At 59.5% G+C, this 16991-nt stretch carries 18 protein-coding genes; 8 read left to right on the forward strand and 10 right to left on the reverse strand.

Annotation, left to right across the window (positions count from 1 at the left end; all coding sequences use genetic code 11):
* Window positions 1–55: 55 nt before the first annotated feature.
* From SJY13_RS13630 to SJY13_RS13655, 6 genes are all read left to right on the forward strand, one after another.
* Window positions 56–622, forward strand: coding sequence for a helix-turn-helix domain-containing protein (locus SJY13_RS13630; protein WP_377191472.1), 567 nt, complete (start codon window positions 56–58; stop codon window positions 620–622).
* A gap of 109 nt (window positions 623–731) precedes the next feature.
* A complete protein-coding gene (locus SJY13_RS13635; protein WP_377191473.1) occupies window positions 732–1916 on the forward strand; it encodes a glycine C-acetyltransferase in 1185 nt (394 codons plus the stop codon).
* Window positions 1917–1930: 14 nt separating this feature from the next.
* On the forward strand, window positions 1931–2959 hold the full coding sequence (gene tdh / locus SJY13_RS13640; RefSeq protein WP_377193651.1) for an L-threonine 3-dehydrogenase: 1029 nt from the start codon (window positions 1931–1933) through the stop codon (window positions 2957–2959).
* A 46-nt stretch (window positions 2960–3005) separates the two neighbouring features.
* A complete protein-coding gene (locus SJY13_RS13645) occupies window positions 3006–3887 on the forward strand; it encodes a tryptophan 2,3-dioxygenase (protein WP_377191474.1) in 882 nt (293 codons plus the stop codon).
* Window positions 3888–3890: 3 nt separating this feature from the next.
* Window positions 3891–4718, forward strand: a complete 828-nt coding sequence (locus tag SJY13_RS13650; RefSeq protein WP_377191475.1) for an alpha/beta hydrolase — start codon at window positions 3891–3893, stop codon at window positions 4716–4718.
* A gap of 214 nt (window positions 4719–4932) precedes the next feature.
* A complete protein-coding gene (locus SJY13_RS13655) occupies window positions 4933–5508 on the forward strand; it encodes a hypothetical protein (protein WP_377191476.1) in 576 nt (191 codons plus the stop codon).
* 187 nt (window positions 5509–5695) lie between these two features.
* On the opposite strand, the gene infB is transcribed toward SJY13_RS13655, so the two are convergent.
* From infB to pip, 6 genes are all read right to left on the reverse strand, one after another.
* Window positions 5696–8179, reverse strand: a complete 2484-nt coding sequence (infB, locus tag SJY13_RS13660; RefSeq protein WP_085823588.1) for a translation initiation factor IF-2 — start codon at window positions 8177–8179, stop codon at window positions 5696–5698.
* An 8-nt stretch (window positions 8180–8187) separates the two neighbouring features.
* On the reverse strand, window positions 8188–8811 hold the full coding sequence (locus SJY13_RS13665) for an RNA-binding protein (protein ID WP_085823587.1): 624 nt from the start codon (window positions 8809–8811) through the stop codon (window positions 8188–8190).
* A gap of 22 nt (window positions 8812–8833) precedes the next feature.
* The gene (nusA, locus tag SJY13_RS13670; RefSeq protein WP_377191478.1) at window positions 8834–10447 is read right to left on the reverse strand and encodes a transcription termination factor NusA; all 1614 of its coding nucleotides are present in this window, start codon (window positions 10445–10447) and stop codon (window positions 8834–8836) included.
* Complete coding sequence (gene rimP / locus SJY13_RS13675) at window positions 10447–11037, reverse strand: ribosome maturation factor RimP (protein ID WP_085823585.1); 591 nt, start codon at window positions 11035–11037, stop codon at window positions 10447–10449. The genes nusA and rimP overlap by 1 nt, the downstream gene beginning before the upstream one ends.
* 160 nt (window positions 11038–11197) lie before the next feature.
* Window positions 11198–12019, reverse strand: coding sequence for an ABC transporter substrate-binding protein (locus SJY13_RS13680; RefSeq protein WP_377191480.1), 822 nt, complete (start codon window positions 12017–12019; stop codon window positions 11198–11200).
* Complete coding sequence (gene pip, locus SJY13_RS13685) at window positions 12016–12993, reverse strand: prolyl aminopeptidase (protein ID WP_377191482.1); 978 nt, start codon at window positions 12991–12993, stop codon at window positions 12016–12018. The genes SJY13_RS13680 and pip overlap by 4 nt, the downstream gene beginning before the upstream one ends.
* Window positions 12994–13041: 48 nt before the next feature.
* Here pip and ubiG point away from each other — a divergent pair, with 48 nt between their 5' ends.
* The gene (gene ubiG / locus SJY13_RS13690) at window positions 13042–13788 is read left to right on the forward strand and encodes a bifunctional 2-polyprenyl-6-hydroxyphenol methylase/3-demethylubiquinol 3-O-methyltransferase UbiG (RefSeq protein ID WP_377191484.1); all 747 of its coding nucleotides are present in this window, start codon (window positions 13042–13044) and stop codon (window positions 13786–13788) included.
* A gap of 2 nt (window positions 13789–13790) precedes the next feature.
* Here ubiG and SJY13_RS13695 read toward each other — a convergent pair whose 3' ends face one another.
* Genes SJY13_RS13695 through SJY13_RS13710 form a run of 4 tightly spaced genes read right to left on the reverse strand, consistent with a single transcriptional unit; the run spans window position 13791 to window position 16099 of the window.
* Window positions 13791–14231, reverse strand: coding sequence for a MarR family winged helix-turn-helix transcriptional regulator (locus tag SJY13_RS13695; RefSeq protein WP_085823581.1), 441 nt, complete (start codon window positions 14229–14231; stop codon window positions 13791–13793).
* Between the two features lie 14 nt (window positions 14232–14245).
* Window positions 14246–15076 (reverse strand): carbon-nitrogen hydrolase family protein, encoded by an 831-nt coding sequence (locus tag SJY13_RS13700; protein ID WP_377191486.1) that lies wholly within the window; start codon window positions 15074–15076, stop codon window positions 14246–14248.
* The gene (gene grxC / locus SJY13_RS13705; protein WP_377191488.1) at window positions 15076–15333 is read right to left on the reverse strand and encodes a glutaredoxin 3; all 258 of its coding nucleotides are present in this window, start codon (window positions 15331–15333) and stop codon (window positions 15076–15078) included. Before grxC ends, SJY13_RS13700 begins: the two co-directional genes overlap by 1 nt.
* Window positions 15334–15370: 37 nt before the next feature.
* A complete protein-coding gene (locus tag SJY13_RS13710; RefSeq protein WP_377191490.1) occupies window positions 15371–16099 on the reverse strand; it encodes a double zinc ribbon domain-containing protein in 729 nt (242 codons plus the stop codon).
* A gap of 16 nt (window positions 16100–16115) precedes the next feature.
* Here SJY13_RS13710 and SJY13_RS13715 point away from each other — a divergent pair, with 16 nt between their 5' ends.
* A complete protein-coding gene (locus SJY13_RS13715) occupies window positions 16116–16946 on the forward strand; it encodes a methyltransferase domain-containing protein (protein WP_377191492.1) in 831 nt (276 codons plus the stop codon).
* Window positions 16947–16991 lie beyond the last annotated feature (45 nt).

Here is a 16991-nt window from a genome sequence, read left to right on the forward strand (position 1 = left end):
GTACCGTCACAAGCGGAATTGACATAGCACCCGCAAACGCGCATGAGATTCCGTCATGACGGAAAACCCAGACGATATCCTGACACGCCTGCCCGCCCGCCTGAAAGAGGCCCGCCGCGCAAAAGGTCTGTCCTTGGAAGCCGTGGCCAACCTCAGCGGCGTGTCCCGTTCGATGGTCAGCCAGATCGAGCGGGGCGAAAGCAGCCCGACCATCTCGACCCTGTGGAACCTGACCCGTGCGCTGCAGGTCGATTTCGCAGGATTGTTGGAGGACGCAGACAACAGTGACCAGATCGAAGTGCTGCGCAATTCCGAAGTGCCCAGCATCGACAATATGGGCGAGAAATGCCGGATACGCATCCTCTCCCCGCCCGAAGAGGCCGGCGGACATGAGGTCTATGACATTCAGTTCGATCAGCACGGCGCATTGGCCAGCCAGCCGCATACGCGCGGCGCGCAGGAACAGCTGACCGTTCTGGAAGGATCGGTTCGCGTGACGTCCGGCGCGGCCACAATGGACCTCAGCCAGGGGGACACGGCCCGCTATGCCGCCGATGTACCGCATGCGATCATGGCGTCAGATGGACCGGCCCGCGTGTTTCTGATCGTCAAAAACGCCTGATCCGGCATTTATCCGCCTTCACGGATTTTTTTCCGCAATCCTGAAATTCCCCTATTTGGGAATTGTATCCGTTATGTTAGACATGCGACTCAGATGAACGGAGATCGCCATGGCTGATGCATTCCTGTCCCATATCACGGACACTCTCGCGCAGATCGAATCTGAGGGGTTGTACAAACGTGAACGCATGATCACCTCGCCTCAGGGCGGTGAGATTACGGTGGGCGACAAACAGGTCATCAACCTGTGCGCCAACAACTATCTGGGTCTGGCCGATCACCCGGCGCTGATCGAGGCCGCCAAGGGCGCGATGGAACCCAAAGGCTTCGGCATGGCCTCGGTCCGGTTCATCTGCGGCACGCAGGACATTCACCGCGAACTCGAACAGAAGCTGGCGCAGTTCCTGAACAAGGACGACGCGATCCTGTTCGCTGCTTGCTTCGACGCCAATGGAGGCCTGTTCGAACCCCTGCTAGGCCCCGAAGACGCCATCATCTCGGACAGTCTGAACCATGCCTCGATCATCGACGGGGTGCGGCTGTGCAAGGCGAAACGCTATCGCTATCTGAACAACGACATGAACGATCTGGAGGCCTGGCTGAAACAGGCCCGTGACGACGGCGCGCGCCATATCATGATTGCGACCGATGGCGTGTTCTCGATGGATGGCTATCTGGCCAACCTGCCGAAAATCCGCGAACTGGCCGACAAATACGAGGCCATTGTCATGGTCGATGACTGCCACGCCACCGGCTTCATGGGGCCATACGGGGCCGGAACACCGGATCATTTTGGCGTCGATGTGGACATTCTGACGGGAACCCTGGGCAAGGCACTTGGAGGGGCAATCGGCGGCTATATCGCCGGGCCGCAGCCGGTGATCGACCTGTTGCGGCAGCGGGCGCGGCCCTATCTGTTCTCGAACTCGCTGCCGCCATCCATCGTCGCCGCCGGGATCGAGGCGATCCGGCTGGTCGAACAGGGCGACATGCTGCGCGCGCAACTGTTCGGCAACGCCAAATACTGGCGCGCGGGGCTGGAAAAACTGGGCTTTGACCTGCTGCCCGGTGAACACCCGATCATCCCAGTGATGCTAGGCGAAGCACAGCTGGCGCAGGACATGGCATCGCGGCTGTTTGACGAAGGCGTCTATGTCTCGGGCTTTTTCTTCCCGGTCGTCCCGCGCGGCCAGGCGCGGATCAGAACGCAGATGAATGCGGCCCTGACCCGTGACGAGCTGGACCGTGCATTGGCCGCCTTTGGCAAGGTCGGCAAAGAACTGGGGATCATCTGATGCGACCCAACACGATGAAAGCGCTGGAAAAATCCAAACCCGAGGAAGGGCTGTGGATGGTGCAGGCCCCAGTGCCCGAAATTGGCCCCGAAGAGGTGTTGATCCGGGTCAACAAGACCGGCATTTGCGGAACCGATATCCATATCTGGAACTGGGATGACTGGGCCGCCGCCACGGTTCCGGTGCCCATGATCACCGGGCATGAGTTCGCCGGTGAGATCGTTGAACTGGGCCGAAACGTGACCGGCCTGGAAATCGGCCAGCGCTGTTCCGGCGAAGGCCATCTGATCACCACCGACAGCCGCCAAAGCCGCGCGGGCAAGTTCCATCTGGACCCCGGCACGCGCGGGATCGGGGTGAACGAACAAGGGGCTTTTGCCCAATATCTGAAACTGCCCGCCTTTAACGTCGTGCCCCTGCCCGATGATGTGCCTGATGAAATCGGCGCCATTCTCGACCCGCTGGGCAATGCCGTTCACACCGCGCTGAGTTTCGATCTGCTGGGTGAGGATGTTCTGATTACCGGCGCTGGCCCCATCGGCATCATGGCCGCCGCTGTCGCCCGCCACGCAGGCGCACGACATGTGGTGATCACCGACATCAATCCCGACCGTCTGAAACTGGCCGAACATGTGGTGCCAACCTTGCGCCCTGTCAATGTCACCAAAGAGGACCTTCAGGACGTCATCTCTGAGCTGGGCATGAAAGAAGGCTTTGACGTGGGCCTTGAGATGTCAGGCTCTCAAGCTGCTCTGGACCAGATGGTCGAGGCGTTGGTGATGGGCGGCAAGATCGCTCTGCTGGGCATTCCACCCGGCAAGTCCCCGGTCGATTGGTCCCGTATCGTGTTCAAGGCCATCACCATCAAAGGCGTTTACGGGCGCGAGATGTTCGAGACCTGGTACAAGATGATCGCCATGTTGCAAAACGGTCTGGATGTCAGCCGCGTGATCACTCACCGTTTTGGCGTCGACGACTTTGCGGAAGGATTCGCCGCGATGAAATCGGGGCAGTCGGGCAAGGTGGTTCTGGACTGGACCTGACGCTCTGATATTCACAGGGGTAACCCCTGGACGTTTGGAGGAGCAGATGGGCGACAAGGATAACAGGTATCTGGAGCGCGGAATCGAGGACTCGCTGGTCACCGATTTCGCGGATACGCATCGCAATAGCTATGGCGATTTCCTGCAGCTTAAAACGCTCCTGAACCTGCAAAAGACCTTTCAGGACCCGGCCCAACCGGATGAGATGCTGTTCATCATCATCCATCAGGTCAGCGAGCTGTGGTTGAAACTGATGCACCACCAACTGGTCGAAGTGCGCCGGTTCCTGCAACAGGACGATTTTGGCCCGGCGATGAAGAACCTTGACCGGATCAAAGCGATCCAGCGGCAGTTGATCACCGCGTGGGAGACTCTGCTGACCATGACGCCTGCTGACTACATGACATTCCGGCAGGCACTGGGCAGCTCGTCCGGATTTCAAAGCTATGGCTATCGCCAGATCGAATTCATTCTGGGCAATAAGGACGCCTCGACCCTGAAAGTGCACGAACATGACGCTGAAGTTATGGAGATGCTGAATGCCGCCCTGACCAAACCCTCGCTTTACGACGAAGTGCTGCACATGCTGGCGCGACAAGGGTTCGACGTGCCCGCCGACTTGCTGAGCCGCGACTATGCGCTGCCCTATTCCGGCGATCCGCGCGTGGTGAAAATTTGGTGCAATGTGTTCCGCAACACGGAAAAACACTGGGATCTGTATGCATTGGCGGAAAAGCTGATGGATGTGGAATCTCTGTTCCAACGCTGGCGCTTTGACCATGCCACTGCGGTCGAGAGGGTTATCGGCATGCAGCCAGGTACCGGCGGGTCCAGCGGTGTGGCGTTCCTGCGCAAAGCGCTGGAGCTGCGGTTCTTTCATGACCTCTACGACATGCGCACGGAACTGATGTATAGCGGGCAGGAGTAGGCAATGCTGTATCGCGGGTTTTCACAGGAAGAACTGGATCAGGAATATTCGCCCGGTTCGATGGTCGGTGGCGATTTGACACCTTATCTGGACAGCTACACCGCACTCAGCGCGCAGGCGCGGGCGAGGATGGAAGTGCGGGAAAACCTTGCCTATGGCGAATCGCCGACACAAGTGCTGGATTTCTTTCCCGCGAAGGGAGCAGGCGCACCGCTGCACGTCTTTGTTCACGGCGGATATTGGCAAGCGCTCAGCCAGCGCGAATCGGCGATGATGGCCTCCACACTGATCGAGGCCGAGCAGTCCTTTGCCACGTTGAATTACACACTCGCCCCGGATGCGCGGCTGGATCAGATGGTCAACGAATGCCGCGACGCCTTGCTTTGGTTGGCAGCGAACGCCTTCAATCTGAGGTTCGATCCGTCACGGATCACCCTGTCGGGGCACAGTGCCGGTGCGCATCTGGTCGCCATGGTCATGGCCACCTCAGCTGACGAACTGGCCCGTGCCGGGCTGCGGGTGCGCGATGTGATCCTGATCAGCGGCGTCTATGATCTGGAACCGATCAGCCTGACCTCGGTGAACGACCCGCTGCAGTTGACCCCGGTCGAGGTACATGATCTGTCCCCGATCCTGCACCTGCCACCCCCCGGTCCACGCTATCACGTGACAGTGGCAGAACGGGACACGCCGGAATTCATCCGCCAAAGCCGTGATTATGCAGAAGCCCTACGCAAAGGCGGGCATTCGGTCAGTTTCGATTTGCTAAAGGGCATGCAGCACTTCGATATCATCATGCATCGTGGGACGTTTTTGCCCGGGTCCAACTAGCTAAGAGTATTGGACGGCGGGATAATTTAAATTCATGCTGCAAGTCAGGTAAATTTGCTATCGGGCTGAATGTTGACACGGCTGGCTTCTTAAGCATGAACCCAGCGCGATGCCATGAGGGTTGCATCCAAAGTCGATGATTTTCGCTTGCCCCCTTTGATTGAGCGTGCATCATGATTTCAATCAAAGAGCGATAACAATAGGTAGTAGTGATATGCTTTTGCACAGTTATTACATGCGAGCGATTTTGCCACTTCTGACTTGTTTGCTCAGCCTGCCGTCTACAGCGATTTCGGTAACACCTGAGCTGGAAGCGAGTGGAAAACAGCTTCCTCAGGTAACCGGAACTGTGATTGGAGTCAGATCTAACGGTGTCATGCTGTTGCACCCGTCTGGCGAAGGCAATCAAACGATCATTTCGGTTCGTCAATGGGGGTACGAAGTAGATCCCAAGCTACTTAGCTTCTCTGTACTTGGCCGAGAGGTGGGTTGTACAGTTTTGTACGATGGAGATGGCATTTTGGGTGGAAATTGTTCGCTTCAGTTTTTTCCCAACTTCGAAACCAGCAGGAAATGGCGTGGTGACGAAAGCTTGGACAGCATTTCACAATACTACGGGTTTTTTTTGACACATTACCTGAAGATCTTAGGAATTGGGCGATTCATGTGCAGCGATCAGGACCGGCGATTCCTGTCAGAGCTGCCGCAGGAACCACCCTTTCGGCGCGGCTATCTTTTGGAACGCTGCGACTACTTTGACCAAATCGAATCTGAAGAGGGTAGTGATTGAGCATCAAGAATATGATTGACAAAGGCACAATTGATTTCATCGATTAAGTGCAAGAAAGCACTGAAAATCCAGCAAGAACTTTGTCGACACAGAGATACCCCGGTATTCAATCGACTGATCACTGCATTCCATAAAAAAACAGCGGCCCAATTGAGCCGCTGTTTCCAAACTCTCATTCCGAACCGGATCAATCCAGCGTACGGGTTACCTCTTCGCGCTCGAAGATTTCGATCACATCGCCTGCGCGGATATCATCGTAGTTCTCGAACGCCATACCGCATTCCTGACCTGACTGAACCTCGGCCACTTCGTCCTTGAAGCGTTTGAGTGTCTTCAGCGTGCCTTCGTGGATCACCACGTTGTCGCGCAGCAGGCGGACACCTGCGGAACGACGCGCCACGCCTTCGGTGACCAAACAGCCAGCAACCTTGCCGACGCCGGTAACTTTGAAGACTTCGCGGATCTCGGCGTAGCCGATGAACTTTTCGCGGATCTCGGCGCTCAGCAGGCCCGATGCGGCGGCTTTTACGTCGTCGACCAGATCGTAGATCACCGAGTAGTAACGGATTTCCACGCCCTTCTGGTTGGCCGTGTTCCGCGCCGACGCATTGGCACGCACGTTAAAGCCCAGGATCGGCGCGCCGGATGCTTCGGCCAGGCCGACATCCGTTTCGGTAATCGCACCAACGCCCGAATGCAGCACGCGCACGCGCACCTCGTCGTTGCCGATCTTCTCCATCGCCTGAACGATGGCCTCAGCCGAGCCCTGAACGTCTGCTTTCATCAGAATTGGCAGTTCGTTGACGTTCTCGTCTTCCTTGGCCTTCTGCATCAGCTGCTCAAGGGTGGTTGCGGCACCAGCGGCAGCGCGTTTGTCCTTGGCGGCCTGTTCGCGGTATTCCGCGATCTCGCGGGCCTGCGCTTCGGTCTCGGTGACGTTCAGCACGTCCCCGGCCTCGGGCGTGCCGTTCAGACCCAGAACCTCGACCGGGACCGAGGGGCCAGCTTCCTTGACGCGTTCGCCCTTGTCGTTGATCAGCGCACGAACCTTACCGTACTGCTCACCCACAACGAAGATATCACCCTGACGCAGCGTGCCGTTCTGAACCAGAACGGTGGCGACGGGGCCACGGCCCACATCCAGCTGCGCTTCGATCACGGCACCTTGGGCGGCGCGATTCGGGTTGGCTTTCAGCTCCAGAATCTCGGATTGCAGCGCGATGGCTTCCAGCAGCTCGCCCAGACCCTGACCGGTGATTGCAGAGACTTCGACGTCCTGAACTTCACCCGACATTTTCTCGACGATCACTTCATGCTGCAGCAGATCGGTACGGACCTTGTCCGGGTCTGCGCCCGGCTTGTCGACCTTGTTGATCGCCACAATCATCGGCACTTCGGCCGCCTTGGCGTGGTTGATCGCCTCGATCGTCTGCGGCATCACTGCGTCATCGGCAGCCACAACCAGAACCACGATATCCGTGACCTGAGCCCCGCGCGAGCGCATCGAGGTAAAGGCCGCGTGGCCCGGAGTGTCCAGGAAGGACAGCGTGGTGCCACTATCGGTTTTCACCTGATAGGCACCGATATGCTGGGTGATACCCCCGGCCTCGCCTGCCACAACCCGCGCGTCACGGATCGCATCCAGCAACGAGGTCTTACCATGGTCGACGTGACCCATGATGGTAATGACCGGCGGACGCGGCTGCAGGTCTTTGTCGTCGTCTTCTGCTTCTTTGATGACGTCCTCGACATCCGAATCAGAGACACGGGTCACCTTGTGACCGAATTCTTCGATGATCAGCTCGGCCGTATCGGCATCAATGGTCTGGTTCTGCGTGACCATCATGCCCATGTTCATCAGCGACTTGACGACATCTGACACGCGCTCGGCCATACGGTTGGCCAGTTCGGACACCAGGATCGCCTCAGGCAGTTGCACATCGCGGATCACCTTTTCGCGCTCGACCGTGCCACCCATCGCCTTTTGACGGGCACGTTCCTGCTTGCGCTTCATCGCCGCCATCGAGCGATGGCGATTGCCTTCGCCGCCCGTGGCCTGACCCAGTGTCAGCTTACCGGACCGGCGGTTGTCATCACGGCCTTTGCCACGATTGCCGCGCTGTTCACGCTCGCGATCGTTTTTCCGCGGTGTTGCAGCCGGCGCAGGTTTGTTGGCCGGGCTGCGCGGAGCAGCGGCCTTGGGTTCTGCCGGTGCAGCCGGAGCGGCAGCGCGTTGGGCCGCAATTTCGGCCTCTTTGCGCTTGCGGTCTTCTTCCTCGGCCTTGGCACGGGCACGTTCTTCAGCTTCGCGCTGTTCGCGTTCCTTGGCCTCTTGTTCCGCGCGGCGACGGGCGCGTTCTTCTTCACGCGCCTTTTCCGCTGCTTCACGCTGGGCGGCCTCTTCGGTCTCACGCGCTTTGGCGGCCTGCAAGGCTTTCATGCGGCGCGCCATTTCAGCGTCAGAGATGCCCGCTGGGCGACGCGACGGATCACCCGAAGGCGTAGCACCGCCACCCGGTTTGCTGGCACCCGGCTTGGGGACCACCACGCGCTTGCGTTTGGTTTCCACCACGACATTCTTGGTGCGCCCGTGGCTGAAACTCTGTTTCACATTTCCGGGGCGTGCCCCGCCACGAAGACCCAATGTCTTTTTGCCGTCATTATCGCTCATAAAGCTTTTTACCCTTCCGTGCGGCCCCTGCCGCCGTCATCCGTTTCGCGCAAGCCACGCAGGCGCTGCGCTTCCTCTACAACACGTTTGGCGAGTCCGCCAGAGGCCAGCGCCGCATGAATCACGGTTTGGCGCCCAAATGCCGCCCCCAGTTCATCCGCGGTCAACCAGCCGATGTATTTTCCAAAGTGCGGCGTGCTTAACTTCGACTTGCCGCGCCCTGATCCATCAACAGCCTGAAGCAAGACCTGAGCTTCTTCCCGGTCCAGCCACGTCTTGACCTTTTCATAGCCCGCGACCGCATCGCCGGACTTGCGCGCCAGGCTAAGCAGTTCAACCACACGGCGCGCGATTTGCTTTTCGACTTCATCGGCCAGATCCGCGGGCACCGTTACTTGCGCTTTGAACCCGCGTGCGAACAGCTTCTTGCTCACCGCCTTGTCCAGCGCAGCGCGTTCTGCTGCCACATAAACCCCGCGCCCCGGCAGTTTTGCCGCGACATCCGGATAGACCTGACCGTCCGGCCCGGCCACAAAGCGGATCAGCCCATATCTGGGCTGAACCTCGCCCGTGGCAATGCACTTGCGTTCGGGTCCGTCAGACCGATCCTTATGGACGCCACCGCGACCCATGCTCGTCACCCGAGACCTGAGATCAGGCCTCGGCTTCCTCTTCAGCAACTTCGCCGTCTTCTTCGGCTTGTTCCAGTTCAGCCGGATCAACCCAACCCAGCATGATGCGCGCGGTCATGACCATATCCTGCGCCTCTTCCAGCGCTATGCCGAAAGGCTCCAGAACACCGTCATCCTTGATGCGTTCACCATCGACCGTGGTCCAGCCGCCTGCCAGTTCCCAGTCAGCACAGGTGGCAAAGTCTTCCAGCGTTTTCACGTCGTCTTTTGCCAATGCCTCCACCATTTGGGGTGTCAGGCCTTCAAATTCAATAAGGCTATCCTCGACACCCAGCGCGCGCGCTGCATCCAGTGCCGCCTTGGCCTGTGCTTCCAGGTGTTCACGGGCACGGGTCTGCAATTCTTGCGCAGTGCCTTCGTCGACACCGTCGATCACCAGCAACTCGTCAAGTTCGACATACGCGACCTCTTCGAGGTTGGTGAACCCTTCCGACACCAGCAGCTGAGCGAAGAATTCGTCCAGATCCAAGCTTTCCATGAACAGACCGGTCCGGGCTTCGAATTCCTTCTGACGGCGGGCTGATTCCTCGGCCTCGGTCATGATGTCGATGTCCAGATTGGTCAGCTGGCTGGCCAGACGCACGTTTTGACCACGACGACCGATGGCAAGGCTCAGCTGTTCTTCAGGAACCACAACTTCGATCTTGCCAGCTTCTTCGTCTAGGACCACCTTTGAGACCTCGGCGGGTTGCAACGCGTTCACCAGGAAGGTCGGCTGATCTTCGTTCCACGGAATGATGTCGATCTTTTCGCCCTGCAGCTCGTTCACAACGGCCTGCACGCGGCTGCCGCGCATACCAACGCAGGCACCGACGGGGTCGATGGATCCGTCATACGAGATCACAGCGATCTTGGCACGCGAACCGGGGTCACGGGCCACAGCTTTGACCTCGATGATGCCGTCATAGATTTCCGGCACTTCCATCTTGAACAGTTCAGCCATGAATTCCGGCGCGGTGCGCGACAGGAAGATCTGGTGGCCACGCACCTCGCGGCGGACCTCCTTGATATAGGCGCGCACACGGTCGTTGGGGCGATAGCTTTCGCGGCCGATCTTGTCGTTGCGGCGCAGAACGGCCTCAGCACCGCCCAGATCGACGATGATATTGCCAAACTCTTCGCGTTTGACGGCCCCGTTGATGATGGTGCCGGCGCGGTCCTTGAATTCTTCGTACTGACGATCCCGCTCGGCTTCACGGACCTTCTGCAGAATGACCTGCTTGGCCGACTGAGCGGCAATCCGGCCCATTTCGACCGGGGGAACTTCTTCGACATAGACGTTACCGACTTCGGGCGCTTCCATGTACTGCTTGGCCTGCTCGACGGTCATCTCGGCCTGGTAGTTCTCCAGCTCTTCATCCTCGACCACGGTGCGGACGCGGGTAAAGGTTGCCTTGCCGGTTTTGCGGTCGATCGACACGCGGATGTCCATCTCAGCGCCATAGCGGCTCTTGGCGGCACGGGCGAGCGATTCCTCCATCGCCTCGACAACCAGACCGGGGTCGATCATCTTTTCGCGGGCCACGGCCTCGGCGGTCTGCAGCAGCTCCAGCTGGTTGGCTGAGGTGATTGCCATCAGTTCGTCTCCTCTTCGGACCCTTCGGTCTCAATCTCGTCGAAAGCGTTTTCGTTCAGGGCACCGGCGTCTTTGCGCTGGCGCAGCATTTCTTTGATCAGATCATCGGTCAGGACCAGTTTGGCGTCACTCAGCCAGTCGAATTGAAGGCCGATTGTGATCGTCTCTTCCCCTTCGGCGATGTTGATCAGGACCTCATCGCCTTCGATCCCAGCCAGTTCGCCTTTGAAGCGGCGGCGGCCGTCGATCAGCTCGGCGGTTTCAATCTTGGCCTCATAGCCTTCGAACATCTCAAAATCCTTGAGACGAGTCAGAGGGCGGTCGATGCCCGGGCTGGACACTTCCAGCGTGTAGGCGTCCAGGATCGGGTCCTCGACGTCCAGCGTGGCGCTGACCGCGTTCGAGATTTCGGCGCAATCATCCACCTCAATCCCGCCATCGGGCTTGTCGGCCATGATCTGCAATGTGGTCAGCTTGCCGCTCATCAGGCGAATACGGACGAGTTCATATCCCAAATCCTCGATCACGGGGATCAGGATCTCGGCCAGTCGCCGGTCGAGGGCTGCTTTGGCTATCAAGTCGTTTGTCATCTGGGTCTCTACCCTGTCAGTCGGGCACAAAAAAACGGGCGCGCGGCCCGTCGAAATTTCCGGTGGAGCCCCGGACAAGAAGTCCGACACGCCGCTGTTGAAACTGCATATACGCAGGGTTTCCCGAGTTTGCAACCCCTAGCAGGAAACGTGATCAGAATTACGCCCGCCACCACCGTTCAGCCATGCGCCCATCATCCAGCGCGCGGCCCGCGCCGATCTGACGCGGCATTCCCACATGCGGGGCCACGGCCAGGGCCATATCCGATTCGCCGGGGTGAAACCGCAGGCCACGTTGTCCTTTCAGATCATCGGATTCAGGCAGGGCTGCAATATCGACATAGCCGTCCCGCAGGGCTTCGGCCCTGACACGGGCATCGGGGATGACGATGATCTCGAACGCCTCGGCCCAGCCCGACTGGCCTTGTTTGTAATGCCCCGCCACCTTGCGGGCCAGGAAATGCCGGTCATCCTCGGCCCGCTCGACCCGGTAACACCCGGTGCCGTTGGCTGTGTGCAGCGGGGTGACCCCCTGTCCGGCACGCGGGATGACAAACCGGCTGTCGGCCAGCAGGAACGGCAGGCCCGGATTGGCCTCGGCCAGATCCAGCCGCACTGCGCCATGCGACAGCGCCTCGGCCCGGCCGACTTCGTTCAGAACCGCCAGAACATCGCTGACCTCGAGCAGTGCGCCGTCGTGAAAAGATACGCCTTCGCGCAGATCGAAGTGCCAGACCTGCGCATCGCTGTCCGTATGCCAGCCGGTTGCCAATTCGCTACGCAAGGTGCCATCCGGGGCGATCTCGGTCAGGGTGTCGAACACGGCGCCGCGCGCCACCAATTCCAGACTGTCATCGCGCGGAACGGCCAGCCGCAGGACGCCGCCCGATTTCGGCGTATCCGCCAATGAGGCCCCCGTGGCCGCCAGCAACGCAGCAGCAGCACCCGAGGCGAACAAGGCACGGCGGTCAATCCGGGTCATGCCACCCCCTCGGCCACACGATCCATGGTGCGGACCAGTTCGGCGCTTATTCCGGGTTCAGACAGGGCGTGCCCGGCCTGACGGATCATTTTGACTTCGGCATTGGGCCAGCGTTCGGCCAGTTTCCACGCGGCCTGCGGCGGGCAGATCATGTCATAACGCCCTTGCACGATATGGCCGGGGATATGGGCAATCTTGTCCATCTGATCCAGAATCTGACCGTCTTTTTCAAGAAAAGCAGCGTTGATGAAATAGTGATTCTCAAGCCGCGCAAAAGCCCGGGCATATTCACCAGGGCTTTCGCCTGTCGCGCCATGCGAATGGATCGACGCCAGCGCGTTTTCCCATGCCGACCAAGCCCGCGCGTACAGGATTTCCGTCGCACGGTCGCCTGAGAACAGACGCTTGTTATACGCACCGATCGTGTCAGACAGTTCGGCTTTGGTCAGCAGCGCTGTGAACTTGGCCCATTGCTCGGGCCAGAACTTGCCTGCCCCGCCGCCATAAAACCAGTCCAGCTCGGACTGGGTCGCCAGAAACACGCCACGAAGCACCAGACGATTCACGCGATCGGGATGGGCCTGCGCATAAATCAACGCCAGGGTCGCACCCCAGCTGCCGCCAAACACGGCCCAGTCGTCGATATCCAACAGGGTGCGCAGCCGTTCGATATCGGCCACCAGATGCCAGGTTGTGTTGTCTGTGACCGATGCGTGCGGACGCGAGCGTCCACAGCCTCTCTGATCAAAAAGAATCACCCGAAATATGCTTGGATCAAAGTAACGCCGCATCGCCGGGCTGCATCCGCCGCCCGGACCGCCATGCAGAACAACAACCGGCACCCCATTGGGATTGCCGCATTGCTCCATATAAATACGGTGCCCGTCGCCCACATCCACCATGCGCTGATCGAACGGGTCGATCGGCGGATACAGATATTGAACTGCGCGCTTTTGGTCCGGGTACTTGTCCATTATGGCCCTATATAGTCCTTACAACTAAAAGAGCACACGGAGACAGGAATGCAAGCGCATCCGAACACGGTCGACCCGTCCGAGATCGCAAAATTCGAGGCGATGGCTGCGGAATGGTGGGATCCTCACGGAAAATTCAAACCTTTGCACATGCTGAACCCCTGTCGTCTGGATTACATCACGCAGCAGATCGCGGGTGAGTTTGACCGCGATCTGAAGGCGCCGAAGCCGTTCGAGGGCCTGCGCCTGCTGGATATCGGCTGCGGCGGCGGATTGCTGAGCGAGCCTATGGCCCGACTGGGGGCCGAGGTCGTGGGTGCCGATGCCGCCGAGGGCAACCTGCCAGTTGCGCGTATCCACGCCGAACAGTCGGGTCTTGAGATCGACTATCGTCACACCACGGCCGAGGCCATGGCGGCCGCAGGTGAACAGTTTGATGTGATTCTGAACATGGAGGTGGTCGAACACGTCGCCGATCCTCTCAGTTTCCTGACTGCAGCGCAGGACCTGTTGAAACCTGGCGGGTTGCAGGTCTGTTCAACCATCAACCGCAACCCGAAATCCTACGCGATGGCCATTTTCGGGGCCGAGGTCGTCATGCGCTGGCTGCCGCGCGGCACGCACGAGTGGAACAAGTTCATCACCCCCGACGAGCTGTTCGACCTGCTACGCCAGGCAGGGCTGGAGCCAGTAGACCGCAAGGGTTTCGTGTTCAACCCGATCCTGTGGAGCTGGTCGATCTCGGACCGCGATCTGAGCGTGAATTATGTGACGGCGAGTGTGAAGCCGGTCTGATGTTACTCCCCCTCCAACTGCAACCGTAAATCCCGCAGCACCGGCAGTGTGCTGCGCACCCGCTCCTGCCCCAATTCATCAACAACGCGATTGATTAGCGGTGCGATCGCAGAAATCGCCTGATCACGCGCCCTGCGACCCGCGGGGCTGATCGCCACCATTTTGCGCCGCGCATCGTCCCAATCGGGACGGATATGAATGTATCCGGCCCATTCCAGTTTGGCCAATGTGTTGGTCATGGCGCCACGCGTGACATGAAAGGTGCTGGCCAGTTGCGCCGGGCTGCGCTCGTCTCCCACGAAGACCAGATGGTTCAGCACCGAAAAATGCGAGATTTCCATGCCCTTGGGCAGCACCCGGCTAAGCCGGTTCCGCAATAGCTGATCGGCGGTCAGGATCTCGCTGAACAGCGTGACCGCTAGGGCATTGGTATCTTCTGTCATCGTCCGGTTCTGAATCAGGGCCCATCAAAGGAACGGGCATGCGTCAATGAGGGCACACGGCGGCGCGCCTCTGTCACAGAACTATCATCCAAATCGAAAATGTGAATGCCCGGATCGGTGCCTGCGTCGATGACGACCTCTCCCCACGGGGCCACAACCATGCTGTGACCATGGGTATACCGCGTCTTTCCGCGGGTTTTGGGATGCGTGCCGGTCTGGGCCGGGGCGAGGACCCAGCAGGTGTTTTCAATCGCCCGCGCCCGCAGCAGGGATTCCCAATGGGCCGCGCCGGTCACTGGCGAAAACGCCGCCGGAACCGTCAGGATGCGCGCACCCGCCTGCGCCAGCGCCGCGTATAAGGGAGGAAAGCGAATGTCATAGCAGATGGTCATGCCGACTATGCCGAACTCTGTCTTAGCCATCACCGCACTGCTGCCAGGTCGGTAGTTCTTGAACTCGCGGAAGGTCTCGGATTCGGTGACCGCCACATCGAACATATGAATTTTGTCGTACCGCGCCACGATCTGCCCCTGCGGGCCGATCATGAAGGACCGGTTGGCAAAACGCCCATCGGCATCGTGGATCTTGATGGCCAGCGAGCCGATCAGCAACCACACTCCAAACTCAGCGGCCAATGCGCGCAGGCCAGCCAGTGAGGCATCGTTTTCTTCGTGCTGCAAAACTTCGCGCTGCCGCGTCGTGCTGGTGGACACGCAATTCGTTACCTCTGGCGTGAGGATGAACTGCGCGCCCTGCGCTGTAGCCTCGGCCATCATGGCGTGAACCGTCCTTAGATTATCGGCCGGATCGTCTGACGAGGTGATCTGCAGCAGCGCGGTTTTCATCAGGCTGCCAGCAGGGTATCCAGCTTGCCCTGACGCTCCAGCTCATACAGCTCGTCACAACCGCCCACATGCGTGGTTCCGACAAAGATCTGCGGCACGGTCCGCTTGCCGCCTGTACGCTGGATCATCTCGGGCTTGCGTTTTGGGTGCATCAGCACGTCGACCTCTTTGAATTCGACGCCTTTCTGTTTCAACAGACGTTTCGCCGCGTGGCAAAAGCCGCATAGCGGCGAGGTATAGATTTCAACCGGTTTCATATTCCGTTCCCTCGGGTTTCGCATAATCTTGAGCGAATTAGGTATCCTTGGCAACGCGCGCCAGAGCCAACACGGAAATATGATTTGCTCCGGATGCAAGGCAGACACGCGCACAGGCCGCCAGCGTCGCGCCCGATGTCATGACGTCATCCACCAACAAAACACCCCGGCCCTGCATCAACCGGGTGCGTTTCGGATGGGCAATAATCGCCCGTGACAGGATTTCTGCGCGCTGTGACGCGGTCTTTCCATCCAGAACCGGCGTGCGGCTTCGGCGCACCAGCAGGTCCGGACAAACCTCAAGCCTCGTCTGTCGCCCCAGATGCTGGGCCAGCAGGGCCGACTGGTTGTACCGCCGTTTCAATAGCCGCGACCAATGCAGCGGCACCGGTGCGATCAGCATATCCTCGCGCAGCAGATCCCGCCCTGCCTGCGCCATCCAACGGGCCGCCGGACGGGCCAGTTCGGGCCGGCCCCCGTGTTTCAGGGCCAGGATCAGCGACCGCGCCTTGCCGTCATACAACAGCGCTGCACGGCCGTCCCGCCACGGGCGCGGCGTTTTCATGCAATCATCACACTCGATCCGATGGCCGTCCGTCTCACCCGGCAAAGGTACGCCGCAGCTTTCGCAAATCACCCCTCCGATAAAGAGCGTGTCACGCCAACAACAACCACACAGGCCAAAATCGGCTTCGGTCAGATCTCCGCATCCCAGACAGCGTGGCGGATAGATCAGCTCAACAGCGGTTTGAATCCGCTGCCACATGCGATAGTTGCGCCTTATGAAACTGCCTGAGTCCAACGCACCCTCATTGTTTGACCGCCCGGCCGTGACCCGGCATCGCGCCCGCGCGCGGGACGAGGCTCTGTTTCTGCACCGTGCCGCCGTGGACGAGGTGCAGGATCGACTGTCCATGGTTAACAAAACCTTTACGGCCCCGGCGATCGTGACGCCGTTTGCACATATCTGGCAGGCGGATTTACCCAAGGCGCAGATCGTTGCCGACGATGAGGTGCTGAATCTGACCCCTGGCGCATACGATCTGGTAATTCACGCCATGGCACTGCACTGGGCCAATGATCCTGTGGGTCAGCTGATTCAATGCCACCGCGCTCTGCGCCCTGACGGATTGCTCCTGGTGATCTGCCTAGGTGGAGAAACCCTGCATGAGCTGCGCACGGCTTTGGGGCAGGCCGAGATCGAAGTGACCGGTGGACTCAGTCCCCGCGTTGCGCCCATGGCCGAGCTCCGCGATCTGGGTGGGTTGCTGCAACGGGCGGGCCTGGCTCTGCCAGTGGCGGATACCGCCAGGCTGACGGCAGAATACCGCGATCTTACTCATCTGATGCACGATCTGCGCGCGATGGGTGAGGCCAACAGCCTTGCCGACCGCCTGAAACACGTGACCCGGCGGCAGGTTTTCGGCAAAGCCCAGCAGATTTATGCCGACCATTTCGCCACACCAGATGGGCGCTTGAAAGCCACGTTCGAACTGACCTGCCTGACTGGTTGGGCGCCTGATGACAGTCAGCAAAAACCGATGCGTCCGGGATCGGCTCAGATGCGCCTTGCGGATGCTTTGGGCACAAAAGAAGGCAATCTGTCCGATTGACGATTAGACAATTCCGGTTATCTCAGCCCAAAGCAAGGAAATCTC

The organism is Ruegeria meonggei (genome assembly GCF_042768335.1).
GTDB lineage: Bacteria > Pseudomonadota > Alphaproteobacteria > Rhodobacterales > Rhodobacteraceae > Ruegeria > Ruegeria meonggei.

Coding starts and splice junctions, on each gene's coding strand:
- SJY13_RS13630 (WP_377191472.1), top strand. CDS start 56: ATGACGGAAAACCCAGACGATATCCTGACACGCCTGCCCGCCCGCCTG.
- SJY13_RS13635 (WP_377191473.1), top strand. CDS start 732: ATGGCTGATGCATTCCTGTCCCATATCACGGACACTCTCGCGCAGATC.
- tdh (WP_377193651.1), top strand. CDS start 1,931: ATGAAAGCGCTGGAAAAATCCAAACCCGAGGAAGGGCTGTGGATGGTG.
- SJY13_RS13645 (WP_377191474.1), top strand. CDS start 3,006: ATGGGCGACAAGGATAACAGGTATCTGGAGCGCGGAATCGAGGACTCG.
- SJY13_RS13650 (WP_377191475.1), top strand. CDS start 3,891: ATGCTGTATCGCGGGTTTTCACAGGAAGAACTGGATCAGGAATATTCG.
- SJY13_RS13655 (WP_377191476.1), top strand. CDS start 4,933: ATGCTTTTGCACAGTTATTACATGCGAGCGATTTTGCCACTTCTGACT.
- infB (WP_085823588.1), bottom strand. CDS start 8,179: ATGAGCGATAATGACGGCAAAAAGACATTGGGTCTTCGTGGCGGGGCA.
- SJY13_RS13665 (WP_085823587.1), bottom strand. CDS start 8,811: ATGGGTCGCGGTGGCGTCCATAAGGATCGGTCTGACGGACCCGAACGC.
- nusA (WP_377191478.1), bottom strand. CDS start 10,447: ATGGCAATCACCTCAGCCAACCAGCTGGAGCTGCTGCAGACCGCCGAG.
- rimP (WP_085823585.1), bottom strand. CDS start 11,037: ATGACAAACGACTTGATAGCCAAAGCAGCCCTCGACCGGCGACTGGCC.
- SJY13_RS13680 (WP_377191480.1), bottom strand. CDS start 12,019: ATGACCCGGATTGACCGCCGTGCCTTGTTCGCCTCGGGTGCTGCTGCT.
- pip (WP_377191482.1), bottom strand. CDS start 12,993: ATGGACAAGTACCCGGACCAAAAGCGCGCAGTTCAATATCTGTATCCG.
- ubiG (WP_377191484.1), top strand. CDS start 13,042: ATGCAAGCGCATCCGAACACGGTCGACCCGTCCGAGATCGCAAAATTC.
- SJY13_RS13695 (WP_085823581.1), bottom strand. CDS start 14,231: ATGACAGAAGATACCAATGCCCTAGCGGTCACGCTGTTCAGCGAGATC.
- SJY13_RS13700 (WP_377191486.1), bottom strand. CDS start 15,076: ATGAAAACCGCGCTGCTGCAGATCACCTCGTCAGACGATCCGGCCGAT.
- grxC (WP_377191488.1), bottom strand. CDS start 15,333: ATGAAACCGGTTGAAATCTATACCTCGCCGCTATGCGGCTTTTGCCAC.
- SJY13_RS13710 (WP_377191490.1), bottom strand. CDS start 16,099: ATGTGGCAGCGGATTCAAACCGCTGTTGAGCTGATCTATCCGCCACGC.
- SJY13_RS13715 (WP_377191492.1), top strand. CDS start 16,116: ATGAAACTGCCTGAGTCCAACGCACCCTCATTGTTTGACCGCCCGGCC.